This window comes from Gordonia sp. NPDC058843, from assembly GCF_042743165.1.
In the GTDB taxonomy this organism is placed as follows: domain Bacteria; phylum Actinomycetota; class Actinomycetes; order Mycobacteriales; family Mycobacteriaceae; genus Gordonia.
In genome coordinates this window covers 1-15,004 of the sequence record NZ_JBHYNC010000070.1, presented here as the reverse complement: position 1 = coordinate 15,004, position 15,004 = coordinate 1, and the positions used below count along the sequence as shown (strand labels likewise).

Genomic DNA, 15,004 nt, shown 5'->3' with positions numbered 1-15,004 from the left:
CGACACGGCTTTCGAAGTCCCGCCTACAAACTCGACGAACTACTACGCTCAGGGCCAACCGATCCCGCTGTTGCAGCGACCGGTTGAATCCGCCCTACTCATCGTCATTCGCGGCCCGCTCAGGGGCGGTTTCCAGGGGCGCTTTTCGGTTGCAGCACTGGATGATCGATCCAAGTGCGCTCGGGACTCAGCTCGACACGGCTCTCAGTTTCTCCAGTAGTTCGGGGGCGGCGTCGCGCAGGAACGCGTCCTGGGTGTCGCCGCCGATCTGGACGAGCGCGACGTCGGTGAAACCCGCCTCCCAGAAGGGTTTCACGGCCTCGACGATCTGGTCGAGGTCGGGGCCACAGGGAATGTTGTCGGCGACGTCGTCCGGCGTGACGAACTGCGTCGCGGCGGCGAATCCCGCGGTGGTGCGCAGGTCGGCGTTGACATCCCAACCGCCGGCGAACCACCGGAACTGGTCGTGGGCGCGCGCTATCGCCTTGTCGCGGTCGGGATCCCAGCTGATGGGGATCTGCCCGATCGCACGTCCACTCGTGCCGTCGATCGTCGTGGTCGATGAGTTCGCATTCCAGGTCTTGATGAAGTCGGCATTGGGCTCGACGGCGATCAGGTGGTCGGCGAGCGGGCCGAACGTCTCGATACCCGCGTGGCCGGCCACCGCGACGCCGATGGGAACCGGCTGCTCGGGCACATCCCAGATCCGGGCGGCATCCACCTGGAAGAACTCGCCACGGAAGTCGACGAGGTCGCCGGTGTGCAATTTGCGGATGATCTCGATCGCCTCGGCGAGCATGTCCTGGCGGTCGGCGACCGACGGCCAGCCCTCGCCGACGACGTGTTCGTTCAGGTTCTCGCCCGAGCCCAGACCGAGAGTGAAGCGACCGTCGGCGAGGATCTGCAGCGTTGCTGCCTTCTGCGCGACAATCGCCGGGTGATAGCGAATCGTCGGGCAGGTCACGTAGGTCATCAGGTCGACCCGCTCGGTCGCGTGGGCCACGGCCCCCAGGACCGTCCACGCGTACGGGGCGTGGCCCTGGGACGAGAGCCACGGGAAGTAGTGATCACTCGACACCTCGAAATCGAAACCGGCGTTCTCGGCGTCGACCGCGTACCGCACCAGCTCTTTCGGACCGGCCTGTTCGGTCATCAGGGTGTAGCCGAATCGGGTTGCCATGGGGTTCTCCTCTGCGAGATCGGTCGCTTCGGTGTAGGCGTGGAGTCGTAGGTCCGCACCGGGACGCTCGAGACGGTGGTGCCCGGACAGCGGACGTTCGACGACGGGGCGCGGTTCTCGACCCCGGAAACGAGGCGCAGATGCCTGACCAGAAAGCGGATGGGTCGATCGACACCGTGCTTCTCGATGTCGACGGTACCCTCGTCGACTCGACCTACCTCCACGCGTTGGCGTGGATGCGGGCCTTCGGGGGCCACGACCTGACCACCCAGTGGTGGCGGGTACACCGGGCGATCGGCATGGGCGGTGATCGTCTGGTCGGCGAGATCTTCGACAACGACGTGGAGCGATCGCTCGGCGACACCCTCCGGGAGGAGTGGGAACGGGCCTACCGCGACCTGCTGCCCGATGTCCGGCCGCTGCCGGGCGCGGCCGACCTGGTCCGCGTGTTGCTCGACGACGGATACCGCGTGGCGCTCGCGTCGTCGGGGAAGTCGGAGTTCACCGACGCGGCACTGGGGTCGATGGGATTGTCGCGGAACGATTTCGCGGCCGTGACCACCTCGGACGACGCGGACTCGTCGAAACCGGCCCCGGACATCTTGTCGGTTGCCCTCGAGGAAGCGGGCGGCGGAAAGGCCGTTGTCGTCGGGGACACGGTGTGGGACGTGGCGTCGGCGCACCGACTGCCGGCCGGATGTGTGGCGGTGCGATCCGGCGGGTTCGCCGAGGGGGAGTTGCGCGATGCCGGTGCGGTGCTGGTCGTCGAGCACGTCGGTGAACTCGTCGACCGCGGCTGGCGCCCCTGAGCGACGCCGTTGGTGGGAAGGGGCCGACCACGGACGCTAGTCTGATTCACTGTGTCGCGAACGTCGCTGTCGGTGGTGTCGGACTCCGTCACCGCACGGGCTCCGTCGAAGGTCAATCTGCACCTCGGGGTGGGTCCGTGCCGCGATGACGGCTACCACGACCTGGTCACCGTCTTCCAGGCGCTGTCCCTGCACGACGACATCAGGGTGGCCCGCGCCAACGAGATGGCAGTCACCGTCCGCGGTGAAGGCGCCGGGTCGGTCCCGGTCGACGCATCCAACCTCGCGGTCCGTGCGGCGCTGGCACTGGCCGACTGGGCGGACCGGTCCGGCAAGGTCACCATCGACATCGACAAGACGATCCCGGTGGCCGGCGGCATGGCCGGTGGCAGCGCCGACGCCGCGGGTGCGCTGGTCGCGCTCGCCGCGTTGTGGAAGCTCGACATCGGTCGGGACGACCTCGCCGCGATCGCCGCAGATCTGGGCAGCGACGTCCCGTTCGCGCTGCACGGCAACACCGCGCTCGGCACCGGACGCGGCGAGCGGCTGATGCAGGTCCTCTCCCGCGGCGAGTTCCACTGGGTACTCGCACTCGCGCGCGAGGGGTTGTCCACGCCGGCGGTCTATCGTGAGCTGGATCGCTTGCGGGACAGTCGCTCCGGGGAGTGCGCCGCCGACGACGAGCGAGACCTCCTCCGCCGACCGGACGAGCTCATGCAGGCGCTGGCCTCGGGCGACCCGCGCGCGGTCGCGCCCTTGCTGCACAACGATCTACAGCCGGCGGCGCTCTCGTTGCAGCCCACCCTGCGCCGCACACTGCGCGCCGGGATCGACGCCGGGGCGTTGGGCGGCATCGTGTCGGGCTCTGGTCCGACGTGCGCCTTTCTGTGCGCTGACGAGACCAGTGCGGTGAACGTCGCCGCAGAACTGTCCGGCGCCGGAGTCACCCGCTCGGTCCGCACCGCGGTGGGACCGGCGCCGGGCACCCGAATCCTGGGAGCCGACGCCCGGAACTGATCGCCTACGGTTGACTGATGCTCCCCAGACCCACCACAGTCGTTGCGTCGACCGTCGTCGCACTGCTGTTCTGGCTCGGTGCCGTCGCGTCGGCCGGGCCCGCCGGCGCCGCCGCACCCGCCGACGGGTTCGTGTTCACCACCACCGAGGTCGCCGACGACGAGCTTCCGTCGGCTGCCGGGTCGGGTACCCGGATCACCTATGCGACGCGCGATCAGAACGGCCGTCCGGCGATGTCGAGCGGCGTGTACTGGGTGCCGAAGGGCTCCCCGCCTGCCGGTGGGTGGCCGATCGTCTCCTGGGCGCACGGGACGGTGGGGCTGGCCGACGAATGCGCGCCGACTCTGCATCGCCTCGGCGACGGCGTCGAGGCCCCGGTACGAGCGGCGCTCGACGCCGGTTATGCGGTGACCGCAACCGATTACGCCGGTCTCGGGTCGGCGGGGGAGACGGAGTACCTCGGCGGTCGGGCGGCCGCCTACTCGGTGCTCGACATGATCCGTGCGGCGCGGTCGGTCGACCCGTCGCTCGGGTCGCGGTGGGTGTCCACCGGTCATTCACAGGGCGGGCACGCCGCGCTGCAGGCGGGTCGCCTCGCTGCCGACCACGCACCCGAACTGCCGGTGGCGGGCATCGTCGCGATCGCCCCGGTCTCGTCGCTGGAGAACCTGTTCGGACTGTTCGGTCCCCGCGTCCCGGGTCTCGGAGCGCTCAACGTCCTGAGTGCGCCGTTCCTGTTCACTCTCGCCGGCCTCGATCACGCCCGCCCGGAGCTCGGCGTTGCCGACTACCTCACCTCCGACGGCAAGCGCTTCCTCGATCGCGCGCGTGCCCAGTGCAACGGCGATCTCGTGGACGCACTGCGGTCGGTGTCGCCGGGTTCACTCGTCGCGTCGTCGTTCACCGCCGAGGAGGGGTTCCGGAACGCCCTGCGCGAGTACGCGGAGGTGCCCGCGTCCGGATATCCGGCGAAAGTGACCCTCGCACATGGGATTCTCGATCCGGTGCTGCCCTATCCGCTCAGCCGTTCCCTGCGGTCCGCGATGCGCGACGCCGGCACGGATGTGGACCTCAAGACCTATGCGCGCGCCGATCACAGCAGTGTCGTCGACGAGTCGCTGCCCGACGTACTGGCCGCGATCCGGGAGTCGTTCGGCCGGTAGCGATCACTCGAGGGCTTCGCCGAGTTCCATCCAGCGTTCCTCGACCTCGGCCAGCTCGGTCTCCATGGCCCGGATGCTCTCCGTCTCCGCGGCGAGACCCTGGTAGTCGGACTGATCATGGTCGGCCAGTGCGGCCCGAGCGGTGTCGATCTTGGTGTGCAGCTTGTCGATTCGACGCTCCAGCGAGGCCAGCTCCTTGTTGGCCGCGCGCAGTTCGGCGCCACTGAGGGCCGAACCCGACCCGCCGGCCCCCGGCGCTGAACCACCGGAACCCGAACCGCCGGAACCCGATCCCGATGCTGCCGCCTTCGATTGCGCCGCCCGGAGTTTCAGGAATTCGTCGACCCCGTTGGGCAGGTGTCGCAACTTGCCGTCGAGGACGGCGAACTGCTGATCAGTGACCCGTTCGAGGAAGTACCGGTCGTGCGAGACCACGATCAGTGTGCCGGGCCAGGAATCGAGCAGGTCCTCGAGCGCGGCGAGCATGTCGGTGTCGAGGTCGTTGGTCGGCTCGTCGAGGATCAGCACGTTCGGCGCGTCGAGCAGGATCAGCAGCAGTTGCAGTCGGCGCTTCTGCCCACCGGACAGGTCGCGGACCGGGGTGGAGAGCTGTGCACTGTCGAAGCCGAGCCGTTCGAGCAGTTGCGACGGTGACAGCTCCTGCGCCTTCGACCCGGCGCCGAAGGTGTAGGTGGTCTGCAGTTCGGTGATGACCACGCGGACGGGAGCGTCGAGGTACCGGTCGAGGTCGTCGAGCCGCTGGGTCAGGGTCGCGACCTTGACGGTCTTGCCGCGCTTGACCCGTCCACCGGTCGCGTCGACGGTCCCGGCGATCAGACCGAGAAGCGTCGACTTGCCCGCACCGTTGACGCCGAGGATGCCGGTCCGCTCGCCGGGGGCGAGGCGCCATTCCACGCCGTCGAGGACTGTGCGGTCGCCGTAGGACACCGACACGTCGAGCAGGTCGACCACGTCCTTGCCCAGGCGTGCGGTGGCCAGCGACTGCAGGGCGACGGTGTCGCGAACAGGTGGTACGTCGGCGATCAGCGCGTTGGCCGCGTCGATCCGGAACTTCGGTTTGGATGTGCGCGCGGGGGCGCCGCGACGCAGCCAGGCGAGTTCCTTGCGAGCGAGGTTCTGCCTGCGTGCCTCGATCGTCGCGGCCTGCCGGTCACGTTCGACGCGCTGCAGGATGTAGGCGGCATAGCCACCCTCGAATGGTTCGACGATGCGGTCGTGGACCTCCCAGGTGACGGTGCAGACCTCGTCGAGGAACCATCGATCGTGGGTGACGACCATCAACCCGCCGGCGTTGGCCGGCCAGCGGCGCTTGAGGTGCTCGGCGAGCCAGGTGATGGCCTCGACATCGAGGTGGTTGGTCGGCTCGTCCAGCGCGAGGACGTCGTGCTCACCGGCCAGTAGGCGTGCTAGGGACACACGGCGTCGCTGACCACCCGACAGCGAACTGGTGGGCGCCGTCCACTCGACGTCGCCGAGCAGGCCGCCGATCACGTCGCGGACCTTCGCGTCGCCCGCCCATTCGTGGTCGGGGCGGTCGCCGACGACCGCATGCCCGACGGTCTCGTCGTCGTGGAAGACGTCCACCTGGTCGAGGACGCCGACACGGACCCCGCCGCGGACGGTCACACGACCCGAGTCGGGTCGCAACCGCCCGGCGAGCATCGCCAGCAGGCTCGACTTGCCGTCGCCGTTGCGGCCGACGATGCCGATGCGGTCGCCCTCGTTGACGCCGAGCGAAACCGACTCGAAGACCTTGGTGGTCGGGTATTCCAGGCCTAGGGTTTCCGCGCCGAGTAGATGAGCCACCCGACAAACGCTAGTGGGTGGCCGGTGTCGGGCTACCGGCGGATGGCCCCGTTGATCATGGCGGCGAAGGCGACGGCGCCGGCCTGGTTGACGTGGAAGGGAAGTGCGATGCGATTCGACAGCGAGCTCTCGTACCAGGGGTTGATCAGGTTGCACGCATCGTGACCCACCGATCGCCGGTTGGCGTCGATGAACGTGCCACCGATCTTGATCGAGGCCCGCCAGAGCGCGCCGTTGGCGCGGTTGAAGACCTCGCGCATCCACCGGGCGTCGGGGTCACTCAGCGGAACGAGCGGCCAGCAACCACTGAAACCGATGAAGCCACCGAGGCCGACGACGATGATCTGGGCGTTCGGTGCCTTCTTGCGGATCGCACGCAACGCCGGGGTGACCCGGTTCTCCATCATGTCGATCCGCCACCGGACCTCGTTCTCGAGGGCGCGGTTGTGGCGGCAGCGCCGGTCGGTGAACGCCGGGGTCCGGCACTGGTCGAGGATTGCGTTCCATCGCATGTCGTTGCCACCGATGCTCACGGTGATCAGTTGCGTGTTGCGCGGAACCAGGTGCAGCTGAATCGGTTTAGTGCCACCGGTGGTGTGCTGCGGGGCCTGGTGCAGGTGCGCCGACTGCGCGCCCGCACACGAGGCGTCGATGAAGCGTCGCGGAAAGGTGGCCCCGGCGACGAGGGTCGGGTAGTTGAACGCCGACCGCTTGCACCCGGCGAAGTAGGCGGGCGTCGGGGTGTAGAAGCTGCCGGACGCACGCGAATCACCCAGCGCCACGTATGTGCCACCGGTGTAGCGCGCCGGGGCCGCGTGCGCGGGCGCGGCCACTGCCGCCATCAGCGATACGACGAACGCGGTGATGAACACCGTCGCCAAAGTTCGGACCCCGCCCCGGACAAACCCCACCAACGCACACCACTTCCACTACCCGCCGATTGCTCAGGGAATCTTAAGGCACGACCGGTCGGACGGGGAACCGGATCGGACTGAGCGTTCCCCGGAGTTGTCGGTATGCGTCGGTCGCCTGTTACCGCGGATGCGAGAACCAGCTCGCAAAGTGCGGGATCTGTCCCGGAAACCGGTACGGATCCCGCACTCCGGAAGATCTACAGACCGAGGTCCTTGGCGATGATCGTTTTCATGACCTCGCTGGTGCCGCCGTAGATGCGGGTGACGCGGGTGTCGGCGTACAACCGGGCGATCGGGTACTCCAGGACGTAGCCGTACCCGCCGTGTAATTGCAGGCACTTGTCGATGACCTTGCCTGCGGTCTCGGTGGCGAACAGTTTCGCGCGGGCCGCGTCCGGGACGGTGAGCTCGCCCTCGTTGTGGAGTTCGAGTGCGCGGTCGACGAATTGTCTGATGGCCTCCACCTCGGCGGAGCACTCGGCGAGCACGAACTTGGTGTTCTGGAACGCGGCGACGGGTTTGCCGAAGACGTCGCGCTCCTTGGTGTAGGCGATCGCATGCTGGACGGCTGCCGCGGCGGTGGCCGACGCCCCGATGGCGATGGTCAGCCGTTCCTGTGCGAGGTTGTGCGCCAGGTACGAGAAGCCCGCACCCTCCTCGCCGAGCCGATCCTCCACGGGAACCCTCACCGAACTGAACGAGAGCTCGGCGGTGTCGGAGGCCTTGAGACCGATCTTCTCGATCTTGCGTCCCACCGCGAAGCCCTCGGACGTGGTGTCGACGACCAGGATCGACAGGCCCGCCCGACGATTCGACTCGTCGAACGGCGCGGTCCGGGCGACGACCAGGATGCGATCGGCCAGTGCGCCACCGGTGATGAACGTCTTCGCGCCGTCGAGTACGTAGTGCGAACCGTCCTCGGACAGCTTCGCGGTGGTCGCGATGTTGGCGAGGTCCGATCCGGTGCCGGGTTCGGTCATCGCGATGGCGAACATGATTTCGCCGGAACAGAATCCGGGCAACCAGCGCTGCTTCTGCTCGTCGGTGGCGTACTCGACGAGGTAGGGCAGGATCAGATTCGAGTGCACCGAGTAGCTGCCGAAGGTGACACCCGCCGCCGAGGTCTCCTCGGCGATCACCATCGAATAGGTGAAGTCGGAGACACCGCCGCCGCCGAACTCCTCGGGAGCCTCGATGCCCAGCACCCCGAGGTCGCCGAGTCGGTTGTAGAACTCACGCGGCGGGTGACCCTGCTTCTCCCAGTCGTGATAGACGGGCGCGACCTCCTTGGCGATGAAATCGCGGATGGTCTTGCGGAAGGACTCGTGGTCCTCGGTGAAGATGCGGCGCTGCATGCGGTCCTCGAAACTGTTGTGGGCGGACGGGTCTGACGGCAAGCATCTCTGCGGCGGTCATCACTCCCGATACTCGCGCAGGAGCCCGCGGGAGATGATCTGTTTCTGGATTTCGCTGGTGCCCTCGCCGATCAGCAGGAACGGCGCGTCGCGCATCAACCGCTCGATCTCGAATTCCTTGGAATAGCCGTAGCCACCGTGGATGCGGAAGCTGGCCTGGGTGACCTCGGCGCAGTACTCGCTGCAGAGGTACTTGGCCATCCCGGCGGCGACGTCGTTGCGCTCGCCCGAGTCTTTCAACCGTGCCGCATTGACCATCATCAGGTGCGCGGCTTCGACTTTCGTCGCCATCTCGGCCAGCGAGAACGCGACAGCCTGATGCTCGGCGATGGGTTTGCCGAAGGTGGACCGCTGCTGGGCGTACTTCACGCCGAGTTCGAATGCGCGCTGGGCGATTCCGCAGGCACGCGCCGACACGTTGACGCGTCCGACCTCGACCCCGTCCATCATGTGCGCGAACCCGCGGCCAGGCTCGCCGCCCAGGATGTCGGACGCGGGCGCACGGTAGCCGTCGAAGATCAGCTCGGTGGTGTCGATGCCCTTGTAACCCATCTTGTCCAGCTTGCGCGGGATCGTCACACCGGGCAGCACCTCACCGAAGCCGGCGGGCTTCTCCACCAAGAACGTCGTGAGGTTCCGATGAGGCTTCTCGTGACCCTCCTCGGTGCGCACGAGCGCGGCCACGAGCGTCGAACTGCCGCCGTTGGTCAGCCACATCTTCTGTCCGTTGACGACGTACCCGTCGGCTCCATCGCGTTTCGCGATCGTCTTGATCGCCGCGACGTCCGAACCCAGTTCCGGTTCGGACATCGAGAACGCGCCGCGCACCTCGCCGGTCGCCATGCGCGGGAGGAACCGCCGTTTCTGGTCGTCGGTTCCGTGCTGACGGATCATGTAGGCCACGATGAAGTGGGTGTTGATCACACCGGAGACGCTCATCCAGCCCCTGGCGAGCTCCTCGACGCACAGCGCGTAGGTCAGCAGCGATTCACCGAGCCCGCCGTACTCCTCGGGGATCATCAGACCGAAGAGGCCCATGTCGATCATGCCGTCGACGATGGCCTGCGGATACTCATCGGCGTGCTCGAGTTCCTGCGCGTTCGGAATGATCTGCTTGTCGACGAACGACCGGACGTTGGACAGGATCTCCGTCTGGATCTCGGTGAGGCCCATTGTCTGCGCGAGGCGGGTCATGGCGGTGAGGTGTCTCCGAGTCTGTGGGGGCTGCGTGCGACCGCGGGCGGGCGGGCGTGCGCCTCGGCGGGATGTCCGTCTCACAGCATGCACCGCCCGGCGGCGGCGAAGTAGTCGACGTGAACTAAGGGTGCGATAGCGCGAGCCAATGAAACGAGAGGCCCCGATCGCACCATCGCTGAGCGTGCGATAGCACTCCGGGGGGTCGCAAGCTGGGGCCGCGCGGTGAATCCCGGCTGGGTGCATGGGACCATCACCCCGCTGTACCGGCTGACAGAACAGGAACGCGGCGAGATCCGCAGTCCTGCAGCCTGGCTGACCCGAGCCGCCAGCCGAATTGCACTCGACGTGCTCAGTTCAGCCAGAGCTCGTCGCGAGAAGCAGATCGGACAGTGGCTGCCGGAACTGATCCCATCCGACCTCTTCCGCGGCACGGGAACAGCCTCAGACGCCGCTGTTGGTGTGGTGGAAGTGGTGAGCGTCGCCCCCAACGTCGTCACGGGAACCGATCGCGTTGCGCGTTTCCTCATGAGTGTCATGCAGACCGCGGACGGCTTGGGATACGCCTTGACTCTGGGCGGACGACTTTTCGGCATTGCCAGATTCCACGTTGAGGGGGAGCAGATCACCGACGTTTGGCTTGTGCTGGACCCTCGCAAGCTCGGCGAGTGGGTGACCCCCCCGATCAGATCACCGAGTGAGCCTCACGTTCACCGGGCCTGTGCCGTCAAGTACATGAGGGCATCGAGCCGCTCGCGCTGCGGGAGGTTCCTGCTGCGCTGAGAAAGGGAGTTGAAGATGAAGATTGCAGTCGCGGGTGGAACCGGCACCGTGGGACGGTACGTTGTGCAGGCGGCGCGTCGTCGCGGTCACGAGGTGGTTCTCTTGACACGCAGCAACGGCGTAGATGTTCTTCAGGGCAATGGCATCGACAAAGCCATCGCAGGGGCGGATGCGGTCGTCGATGTGCTCAACGCGACCACCCTGTCGACCAAAAAGGCGGTCGAGTTCTTCGAGTCGGCGTCGCGGCAGTTGCTGAGCGCGGAGAAGCGTGCGGGAACGCCGCACCATGTGGCGTTGTCGATCGTGGGGATCGACAATATCGACACGTCGTACTACGCCGGAAAGCTCGCTCAGGAACGTCTTGTTGCCGCATCCGATGTGCCCCACACCATCGCTCGTACCGGCCAGTTCCACGAGTTCGCTGAGCAGATCGTCGCGCAGACCACCATGGGCGCGCTGACCCTGATTCCGAAAACTCTTACCCGGCCCGTTGCCGCCGAGGAGGTCGGCGAACACCTCATTGCTGTCGCCGAGAACGAACCCACTGGTCGGGCAATTGATCTGCTCGGTCCTCGGGACGAGTCCTTGGCCGACATGGTTCGCCGGATGTACGCGCACGACGGAACGCGACGCCGTGTGCTGGAGTTGCGTTTCCCTGGCGCTTACGGACGAGGTCTGGCTTCCGGCGAGCTCCGCGGCGGCACCTCGAAGACGATTGCGCGCACGACGTTTGACGAGTGGCTGCGCACCGGGCATCACGCCAAGTAGTCCGCCGGGCTCGTCTTCCTCGTGCCAACGGCGCCGAGCACGTACAGACGTGCGTCACCACCTCTTCCCACATGGTCTACCGACGCGCGGCGTCGAGAACGGATTTTTCATGAGTAACCGCGCCCACCTTCCCGGTGATACTGCGAGCGATGACCGACGCGTTGGCGGAATCCAGTTAGCTGCTCTCATCGGCTCCATCGTCATCGCTGCCGTCGTCGGCACATGGGCATACTTCCTCCCGGAGCAGTTTTACGATCACTTCCCGGCAGTCCTGGGGGAGTGGATCTCGCAAGACGGGCCGTACAACGAGCACCTGATCCGCGACCACGGCGCCCAGTACCTCGCACTTGGGCTGGCGAGCGTCTTCGGCCTGTTCTGGCACTCCCAGATCGGCTACCGGCTCCTCGGTATCGCATGGACCACGTTCGGGGTGCTCCACTTCCTCTATCACGTGACGCATCTCAGCCACATGTCCGTATCGGACCAGATCAGCCAGGTCATCGTTCTCGGCTTCGCTGTCCTACTTGGCGTCGGCCTCTTCATCCCGCCACGGCGCAGTCCTCGCCCTGCGTGATGGATACACCTGGCGCATCGGGCGGCGCTGGGCACCCATAGCGGCAGCTGACCTGACGGCCACGTTCTCGAGGAGTGGCAGATGCCGAAAAGAGCCTCACCTCCCACGCTCATAGATCGTGGGAGGTGAGGCTCTTTGACTCGAGATCAGGTCGCGCCTGGCGGGCGGAATGGGTTAGCTCGCGAGGGGGATGTCGCGGATCGGGTACAGAGTCTTTCCCACGCGGTACTCGCCGCGAGGCACCAGCGCGTCTTCAGCGCCACGGCTTTCTACCGTGACGACGTCTCTGGGGTCGCCGGTGGCTGCGAGCGTGCCGCGGAGCAGGTCGTCCATGTGGAACCGCTCGGGCCCGGCGATCTCGACTTCGCCGAGGGGGCCGCCGGACAGCGTGACCTCGACCAACAAAGCAGTGAGTTCATCGAGCTCTACCGGCTGGATCAGATCCCGCGGTGCGAGAACCTTGCCGTCCACCGTGTGCTGGTCGGCCAGCACGGGAACGTAACCCTGGAACTGCGTCGAGCGAACAATGGTGTAGGGAATCGAACCCGCCTTGAGCGCCCGCTCTTGCGCCACCTTTCCCAGGTAGTAGCCGATGTCCGACCCGTCTTCGTCGCCGACGCCCACGATGGACAGCAGGATGTGGTGCCTCGCACCTGCCTCCTCGCCGGCGGCCGTCAGCGCGCGGGTCGTACCGTCGAAGAAGCTGACCGCGCCTTCTTCGTCGAAACGATTGGTGTTGAGGACATTGATGATGGTGTCCACGCCCTCCAGAACCTCAGCCACTCTCGTGCCCTCGATGTAGTCGACCCCGTCATCCAGGCCGCCGGACACAACCTCCACGCCGCGCGACTCGAGAAGATCTGCAACCTTTGATCCGACTCGACCTCGTCCACCGGCAATGAGAACTTTCACTTCGCTAGCTCCTTCACGTGGGTGGCGTTTCCACCCTCTACATGAGTGACGACGCGAACGCTCCCAATGTGAGGTTCGATCTGCTTACCGCAGAACACAACCACGTCCGTGCACTCCACGTCCCCGGCGGACCGACCGTACTCTGCAACTGATCGCCACCACATACGGCGGAATGGCTGGAGGTAGCCGCCGGGACACCTCGTCGACCGCGGACACGTCGACCTGCCCTTCGAGCACGCTGCGTCTCAGATCGTCCATCAACTGCCTCCACCACGGGTTCGGCACACGGTTGGTGCCGTCAACAGGACGACGCCGTGGATCTCGATCTTCCGCTCCCGCACCTTCGTCACCGGCGCGCTGGTGGTGATGAGCGTCCACGCATTGGTCGGTGTCGTGCTGACCTGGTTGCCGTCGTACTTCGAAGAGGGGCTGGGTTACAGCCGCCTGCAGTCCGGATCGATGTTCGCGTTCCCCTCGATCGTCGGCCTGATCCTGATGGTGCTGAGTTCGATCACGAGTGACCGGATGATCTCGAGGGCGCGACCTCGCGGATGCTGTGCATCGTCGTGCCGTCGGTCGGGGTCCTCGTCTCCGGCGTCCTGCTGTTCCTGCTGCCCTCGGTCGGCATCCCGATCGTCGCGGTCGCGAACCTGTCGATCGGGTACGGCTTCGCGGCCACGGTGTTCCCGCTGTTCAACGCGGCGGTCGCCGAGATCTGCCCGCCGCGGCAGACCGCAGGCACCCTGGGTGTCTTCCTGGCGATCATGGCGATCGGCGGTCTTGTCGCGCCGTTTGCGACGGGTGTCATCGTCGATGCGGCCGCCACGCCGGCCGAGGGGTACGCCACCGCGTTCCAGGTACTCGGTCTCGTCGCGGCGGTGTGTGCCGTGCTCGCGCTGGTGTTCGCCGACCCCGAGCGTGACCGTGCGCGCCTGCGTCCCCACGCCCCGCCCGTCGAGGGCGCGACACCGTGACGCGCGCGTCCCATAGGCAGGGCCTCATCGACTGTGAGTGTGAATCGACTTGTCTGCCAAGCGCCCCGGTGGTCGGCTCGTCAGAACGGGCGATCGGCGTCCGCCGGCGTCGTGCACGTCTGACACAACTCCATCCCCCTGCCCTGACCTGACCTGAGGAGTCCCCATGCGTCATGCAGTGATCGTCGACGCGGTCCGCGCGCCCATCGGCCGCCGCCGCGGCGCCCTGTCCGGTATCCATCCGGCCGACCTGTCCGCGCACGTACTCGAGGCGCTCGTCGAGCGGACCGGCATCGATCCAGCCGTCGTCGACGACGTCGTCTGGGGCTGCGTCAGCCAGGCCGCCGAGCAGGCGGGCAACGTCGCGCGAACGGCCGTGCTCGCCGCCGGCTGGCCGGAAAGTGTTCCCGGAACCACCGTGACGCGTGCGTGCGGGTCGAGCCAGCAGGCGGTCAGCATGGCGGCCGCGGCTGTCGTGTCGGGTCAGCAGGACGTCGTCATCGCCGGCGGAGTCGAGTCGATGAGCCGGGTCCCGATGGGCAGCGCCGCGCCGAACGGCGAGCATCAACCGCCCACGGTCCTCGACCGCTACGGCGTGGACAGGTTCAGCCAGGGGGCCGGCGCCGAGATGGTCGCCGCGAAATGGGGATTGGATCGCACCCGACTCGATGAGTATTCGCTGCGATCGCACGAACTCGCCGCGCAGGCGGCCGACCGCGGTGCTTTCGACGCCCAGCTGGCCCCGATCCCGGGTGTGCTCGCGGGTGACGAGGGAATCCGGCGCGGCGGCACCCTCGAGTCGCTTGCCAAGCTCAAGCCGGCCTTCAGCGCGGACGGCGTCATCCACGCCGGCAACTCCTCGCAGATCTCCGACGGGTCGGGTGCCCTGCTGATCATGTCCGCGGAGACCGCGAAGTCCCATGGCCTGCAGCCGATCGCGCGGATCCACACCGCGGTGGTCGCGGCCGACGACCCGGTGATCATGCTGACCGGACCGATCCCGGCCACGGCGAAGGCACTGAAGCGCTCAGGACTCTCGATCGACGACATCGGGGCCTTCGAGATCAACGAGGCGTTCGCGCCGGTCCCGTTGGCCTGGCAGGCCGAGACCGGTGCCGACATCGAGCGCCTCAACCCGCTCGGTGGTGCGATCGCCGTCGGCCATCCGCTGGGCGGTTCCGGCGCCATTCTCATGACCCGCCTCGTCCATCACATGCGCGACAACGGCATCCGCTACGGGCTGCAGTCGATGTGCGAGGCAGGCGGCATGGCCAACACGACCATTCTCGAACTGCTCTGACCGTGATGCCCCCGAGGTGAGAGGAGCGATGGCGGTCCCTGTGTTCCCTGAGGTGCGAGGAGCGCAAGCGACGACCGCTCTGCTCCCTAATCCGAAAGAACCGCATAACCCCTGCTCCCTGAGGTGCGAGGAGCGCAAGCGACGAGCCTCGAAGGGCCTGGTGAGACACGTTGC

13 protein-coding genes and 1 pseudogene are annotated in these 15,004 nt (G+C 67.0%); 8 read left to right on the top strand and 6 right to left on the bottom strand.

Annotated elements, in window-relative coordinates; genetic code table 11:
* Window positions 1-187: 187 nt before the first annotated feature.
* On the bottom strand, window positions 188-1,180 hold the full coding sequence (locus ACFW3F_RS24820) for an LLM class F420-dependent oxidoreductase (RefSeq protein ID WP_388062269.1): 993 nt from the start codon (window positions 1,178-1,180) through the stop codon (window positions 188-190).
* 140 nt (window positions 1,181-1,320) lie between these two features.
* On the opposite strand from ACFW3F_RS24820, the gene ACFW3F_RS24815 reads away from it, so the two are divergent.
* The 3 genes from ACFW3F_RS24815 to ACFW3F_RS24805 are packed head-to-tail and all read left to right on the top strand — an operon-like array spanning window position 1,321 to window position 4,169.
* On the top strand, window positions 1,321-1,989 hold the full coding sequence (locus ACFW3F_RS24815) for an HAD family hydrolase (protein ID WP_388062267.1): 669 nt from the start codon (window positions 1,321-1,323) through the stop codon (window positions 1,987-1,989).
* 51 nt (window positions 1,990-2,040) lie between these two features.
* A complete protein-coding gene (locus tag ACFW3F_RS24810) occupies window positions 2,041-3,006 on the top strand; it encodes a 4-(cytidine 5'-diphospho)-2-C-methyl-D-erythritol kinase (protein ID WP_388062265.1) in 966 nt (321 codons plus the stop codon).
* A gap of 17 nt (window positions 3,007-3,023) precedes the next feature.
* Window positions 3,024-4,169, top strand: a complete 1,146-nt coding sequence (locus tag ACFW3F_RS24805) for a lipase family protein (RefSeq protein WP_388062263.1) — start codon at window positions 3,024-3,026, stop codon at window positions 4,167-4,169.
* Window positions 4,170-4,172: 3 nt separating this feature from the next.
* Here ACFW3F_RS24805 and ACFW3F_RS24800 read toward each other — a convergent pair whose 3' ends face one another.
* The 4 genes from ACFW3F_RS24800 to ACFW3F_RS24785 form a co-directional block, all read right to left on the bottom strand.
* Window positions 4,173-5,996 carry an ABC-F family ATP-binding cassette domain-containing protein gene (locus tag ACFW3F_RS24800; protein WP_388062261.1) on the bottom strand — a complete coding sequence of 608 codons (1,824 nt, stop codon included), beginning with the start codon at window positions 5,994-5,996 and terminating at the stop codon, window positions 4,173-4,175.
* A gap of 32 nt (window positions 5,997-6,028) precedes the next feature.
* Window positions 6,029-6,868, bottom strand: a complete 840-nt coding sequence (locus tag ACFW3F_RS24795; RefSeq protein WP_388062259.1) for an SGNH/GDSL hydrolase family protein — start codon at window positions 6,866-6,868, stop codon at window positions 6,029-6,031.
* Window positions 6,869-7,107: 239 nt separating this feature from the next.
* On the bottom strand, window positions 7,108-8,265 hold the full coding sequence (locus ACFW3F_RS24790) for an acyl-CoA dehydrogenase family protein (RefSeq protein WP_388062257.1): 1,158 nt from the start codon (window positions 8,263-8,265) through the stop codon (window positions 7,108-7,110).
* Between the two features lie 60 nt (window positions 8,266-8,325).
* Window positions 8,326-9,519, bottom strand: coding sequence for an acyl-CoA dehydrogenase family protein (locus ACFW3F_RS24785; protein WP_388062255.1), 1,194 nt, complete (start codon window positions 9,517-9,519; stop codon window positions 8,326-8,328).
* A 225-nt stretch (window positions 9,520-9,744) separates the two neighbouring features.
* On the opposite strand from ACFW3F_RS24785, the gene ACFW3F_RS24780 reads away from it, so the two are divergent.
* From ACFW3F_RS24780 to ACFW3F_RS24770, 3 genes are all read left to right on the top strand, one after another.
* Window positions 9,745-10,302 (top strand): hypothetical protein, encoded by a 558-nt coding sequence (locus ACFW3F_RS24780; protein WP_388062253.1) that lies wholly within the window; start codon window positions 9,745-9,747, stop codon window positions 10,300-10,302.
* Between the two features lie 15 nt (window positions 10,303-10,317).
* Window positions 10,318-11,070 carry an SDR family oxidoreductase gene (locus ACFW3F_RS24775; protein WP_388062252.1) on the top strand — a complete coding sequence of 251 codons (753 nt, stop codon included), beginning with the start codon at window positions 10,318-10,320 and terminating at the stop codon, window positions 11,068-11,070.
* A gap of 109 nt (window positions 11,071-11,179) precedes the next feature.
* Window positions 11,180-11,644, top strand: coding sequence for a hypothetical protein (locus ACFW3F_RS24770; RefSeq protein ID WP_388062250.1), 465 nt, complete (start codon window positions 11,180-11,182; stop codon window positions 11,642-11,644).
* A 174-nt stretch (window positions 11,645-11,818) separates the two neighbouring features.
* Here the strand turns inward: ACFW3F_RS24770 and ACFW3F_RS24765 are convergent, their stop codons facing one another.
* Window positions 11,819-12,556, bottom strand: coding sequence for an SDR family oxidoreductase (locus ACFW3F_RS24765; RefSeq protein WP_388062248.1), 738 nt, complete (start codon window positions 12,554-12,556; stop codon window positions 11,819-11,821).
* 309 nt (window positions 12,557-12,865) lie between these two features.
* Between ACFW3F_RS24765 and ACFW3F_RS24760 the strand changes: the two are divergent.
* Window positions 12,866-13,530: pseudogene (locus ACFW3F_RS24760) on the top strand (MFS transporter); the annotation flags it as partial.
* A gap of 166 nt (window positions 13,531-13,696) precedes the next feature.
* Window positions 13,697-14,830 carry a thiolase family protein gene (locus tag ACFW3F_RS24755; protein ID WP_388062246.1) on the top strand — a complete coding sequence of 378 codons (1,134 nt, stop codon included), beginning with the start codon at window positions 13,697-13,699 and terminating at the stop codon, window positions 14,828-14,830.
* Window positions 14,831-15,004 lie beyond the last annotated feature (174 nt).

What these genes read in the sequence shown, in the direction of transcription:
- ACFW3F_RS24820 (WP_388062269.1), bottom strand. Translation starts at nt 1,180, where the DNA reads ATGGCAACCCGATTCGGCTACACCCTGATGACCGAACAGGCCGGTCCG.
- ACFW3F_RS24815 (WP_388062267.1), top strand. Translation starts at nt 1,321, where the DNA reads ATGCCTGACCAGAAAGCGGATGGGTCGATCGACACCGTGCTTCTCGAT.
- ACFW3F_RS24805 (WP_388062263.1), top strand. Translation starts at nt 3,024, where the DNA reads ATGCTCCCCAGACCCACCACAGTCGTTGCGTCGACCGTCGTCGCACTG.
- ACFW3F_RS24790 (WP_388062257.1), bottom strand. Translation starts at nt 8,265, where the DNA reads ATGCAGCGCCGCATCTTCACCGAGGACCACGAGTCCTTCCGCAAGACC.
- ACFW3F_RS24785 (WP_388062255.1), bottom strand. Translation starts at nt 9,519, where the DNA reads ATGACCCGCCTCGCGCAGACAATGGGCCTCACCGAGATCCAGACGGAG.
- ACFW3F_RS24775 (WP_388062252.1), top strand. Translation starts at nt 10,318, where the DNA reads ATGAAGATTGCAGTCGCGGGTGGAACCGGCACCGTGGGACGGTACGTT.
- ACFW3F_RS24770 (WP_388062250.1), top strand. Translation starts at nt 11,180, where the DNA reads ATGAGTAACCGCGCCCACCTTCCCGGTGATACTGCGAGCGATGACCGA.
- ACFW3F_RS24755 (WP_388062246.1), top strand. Translation starts at nt 13,697, where the DNA reads ATGCGTCATGCAGTGATCGTCGACGCGGTCCGCGCGCCCATCGGCCGC.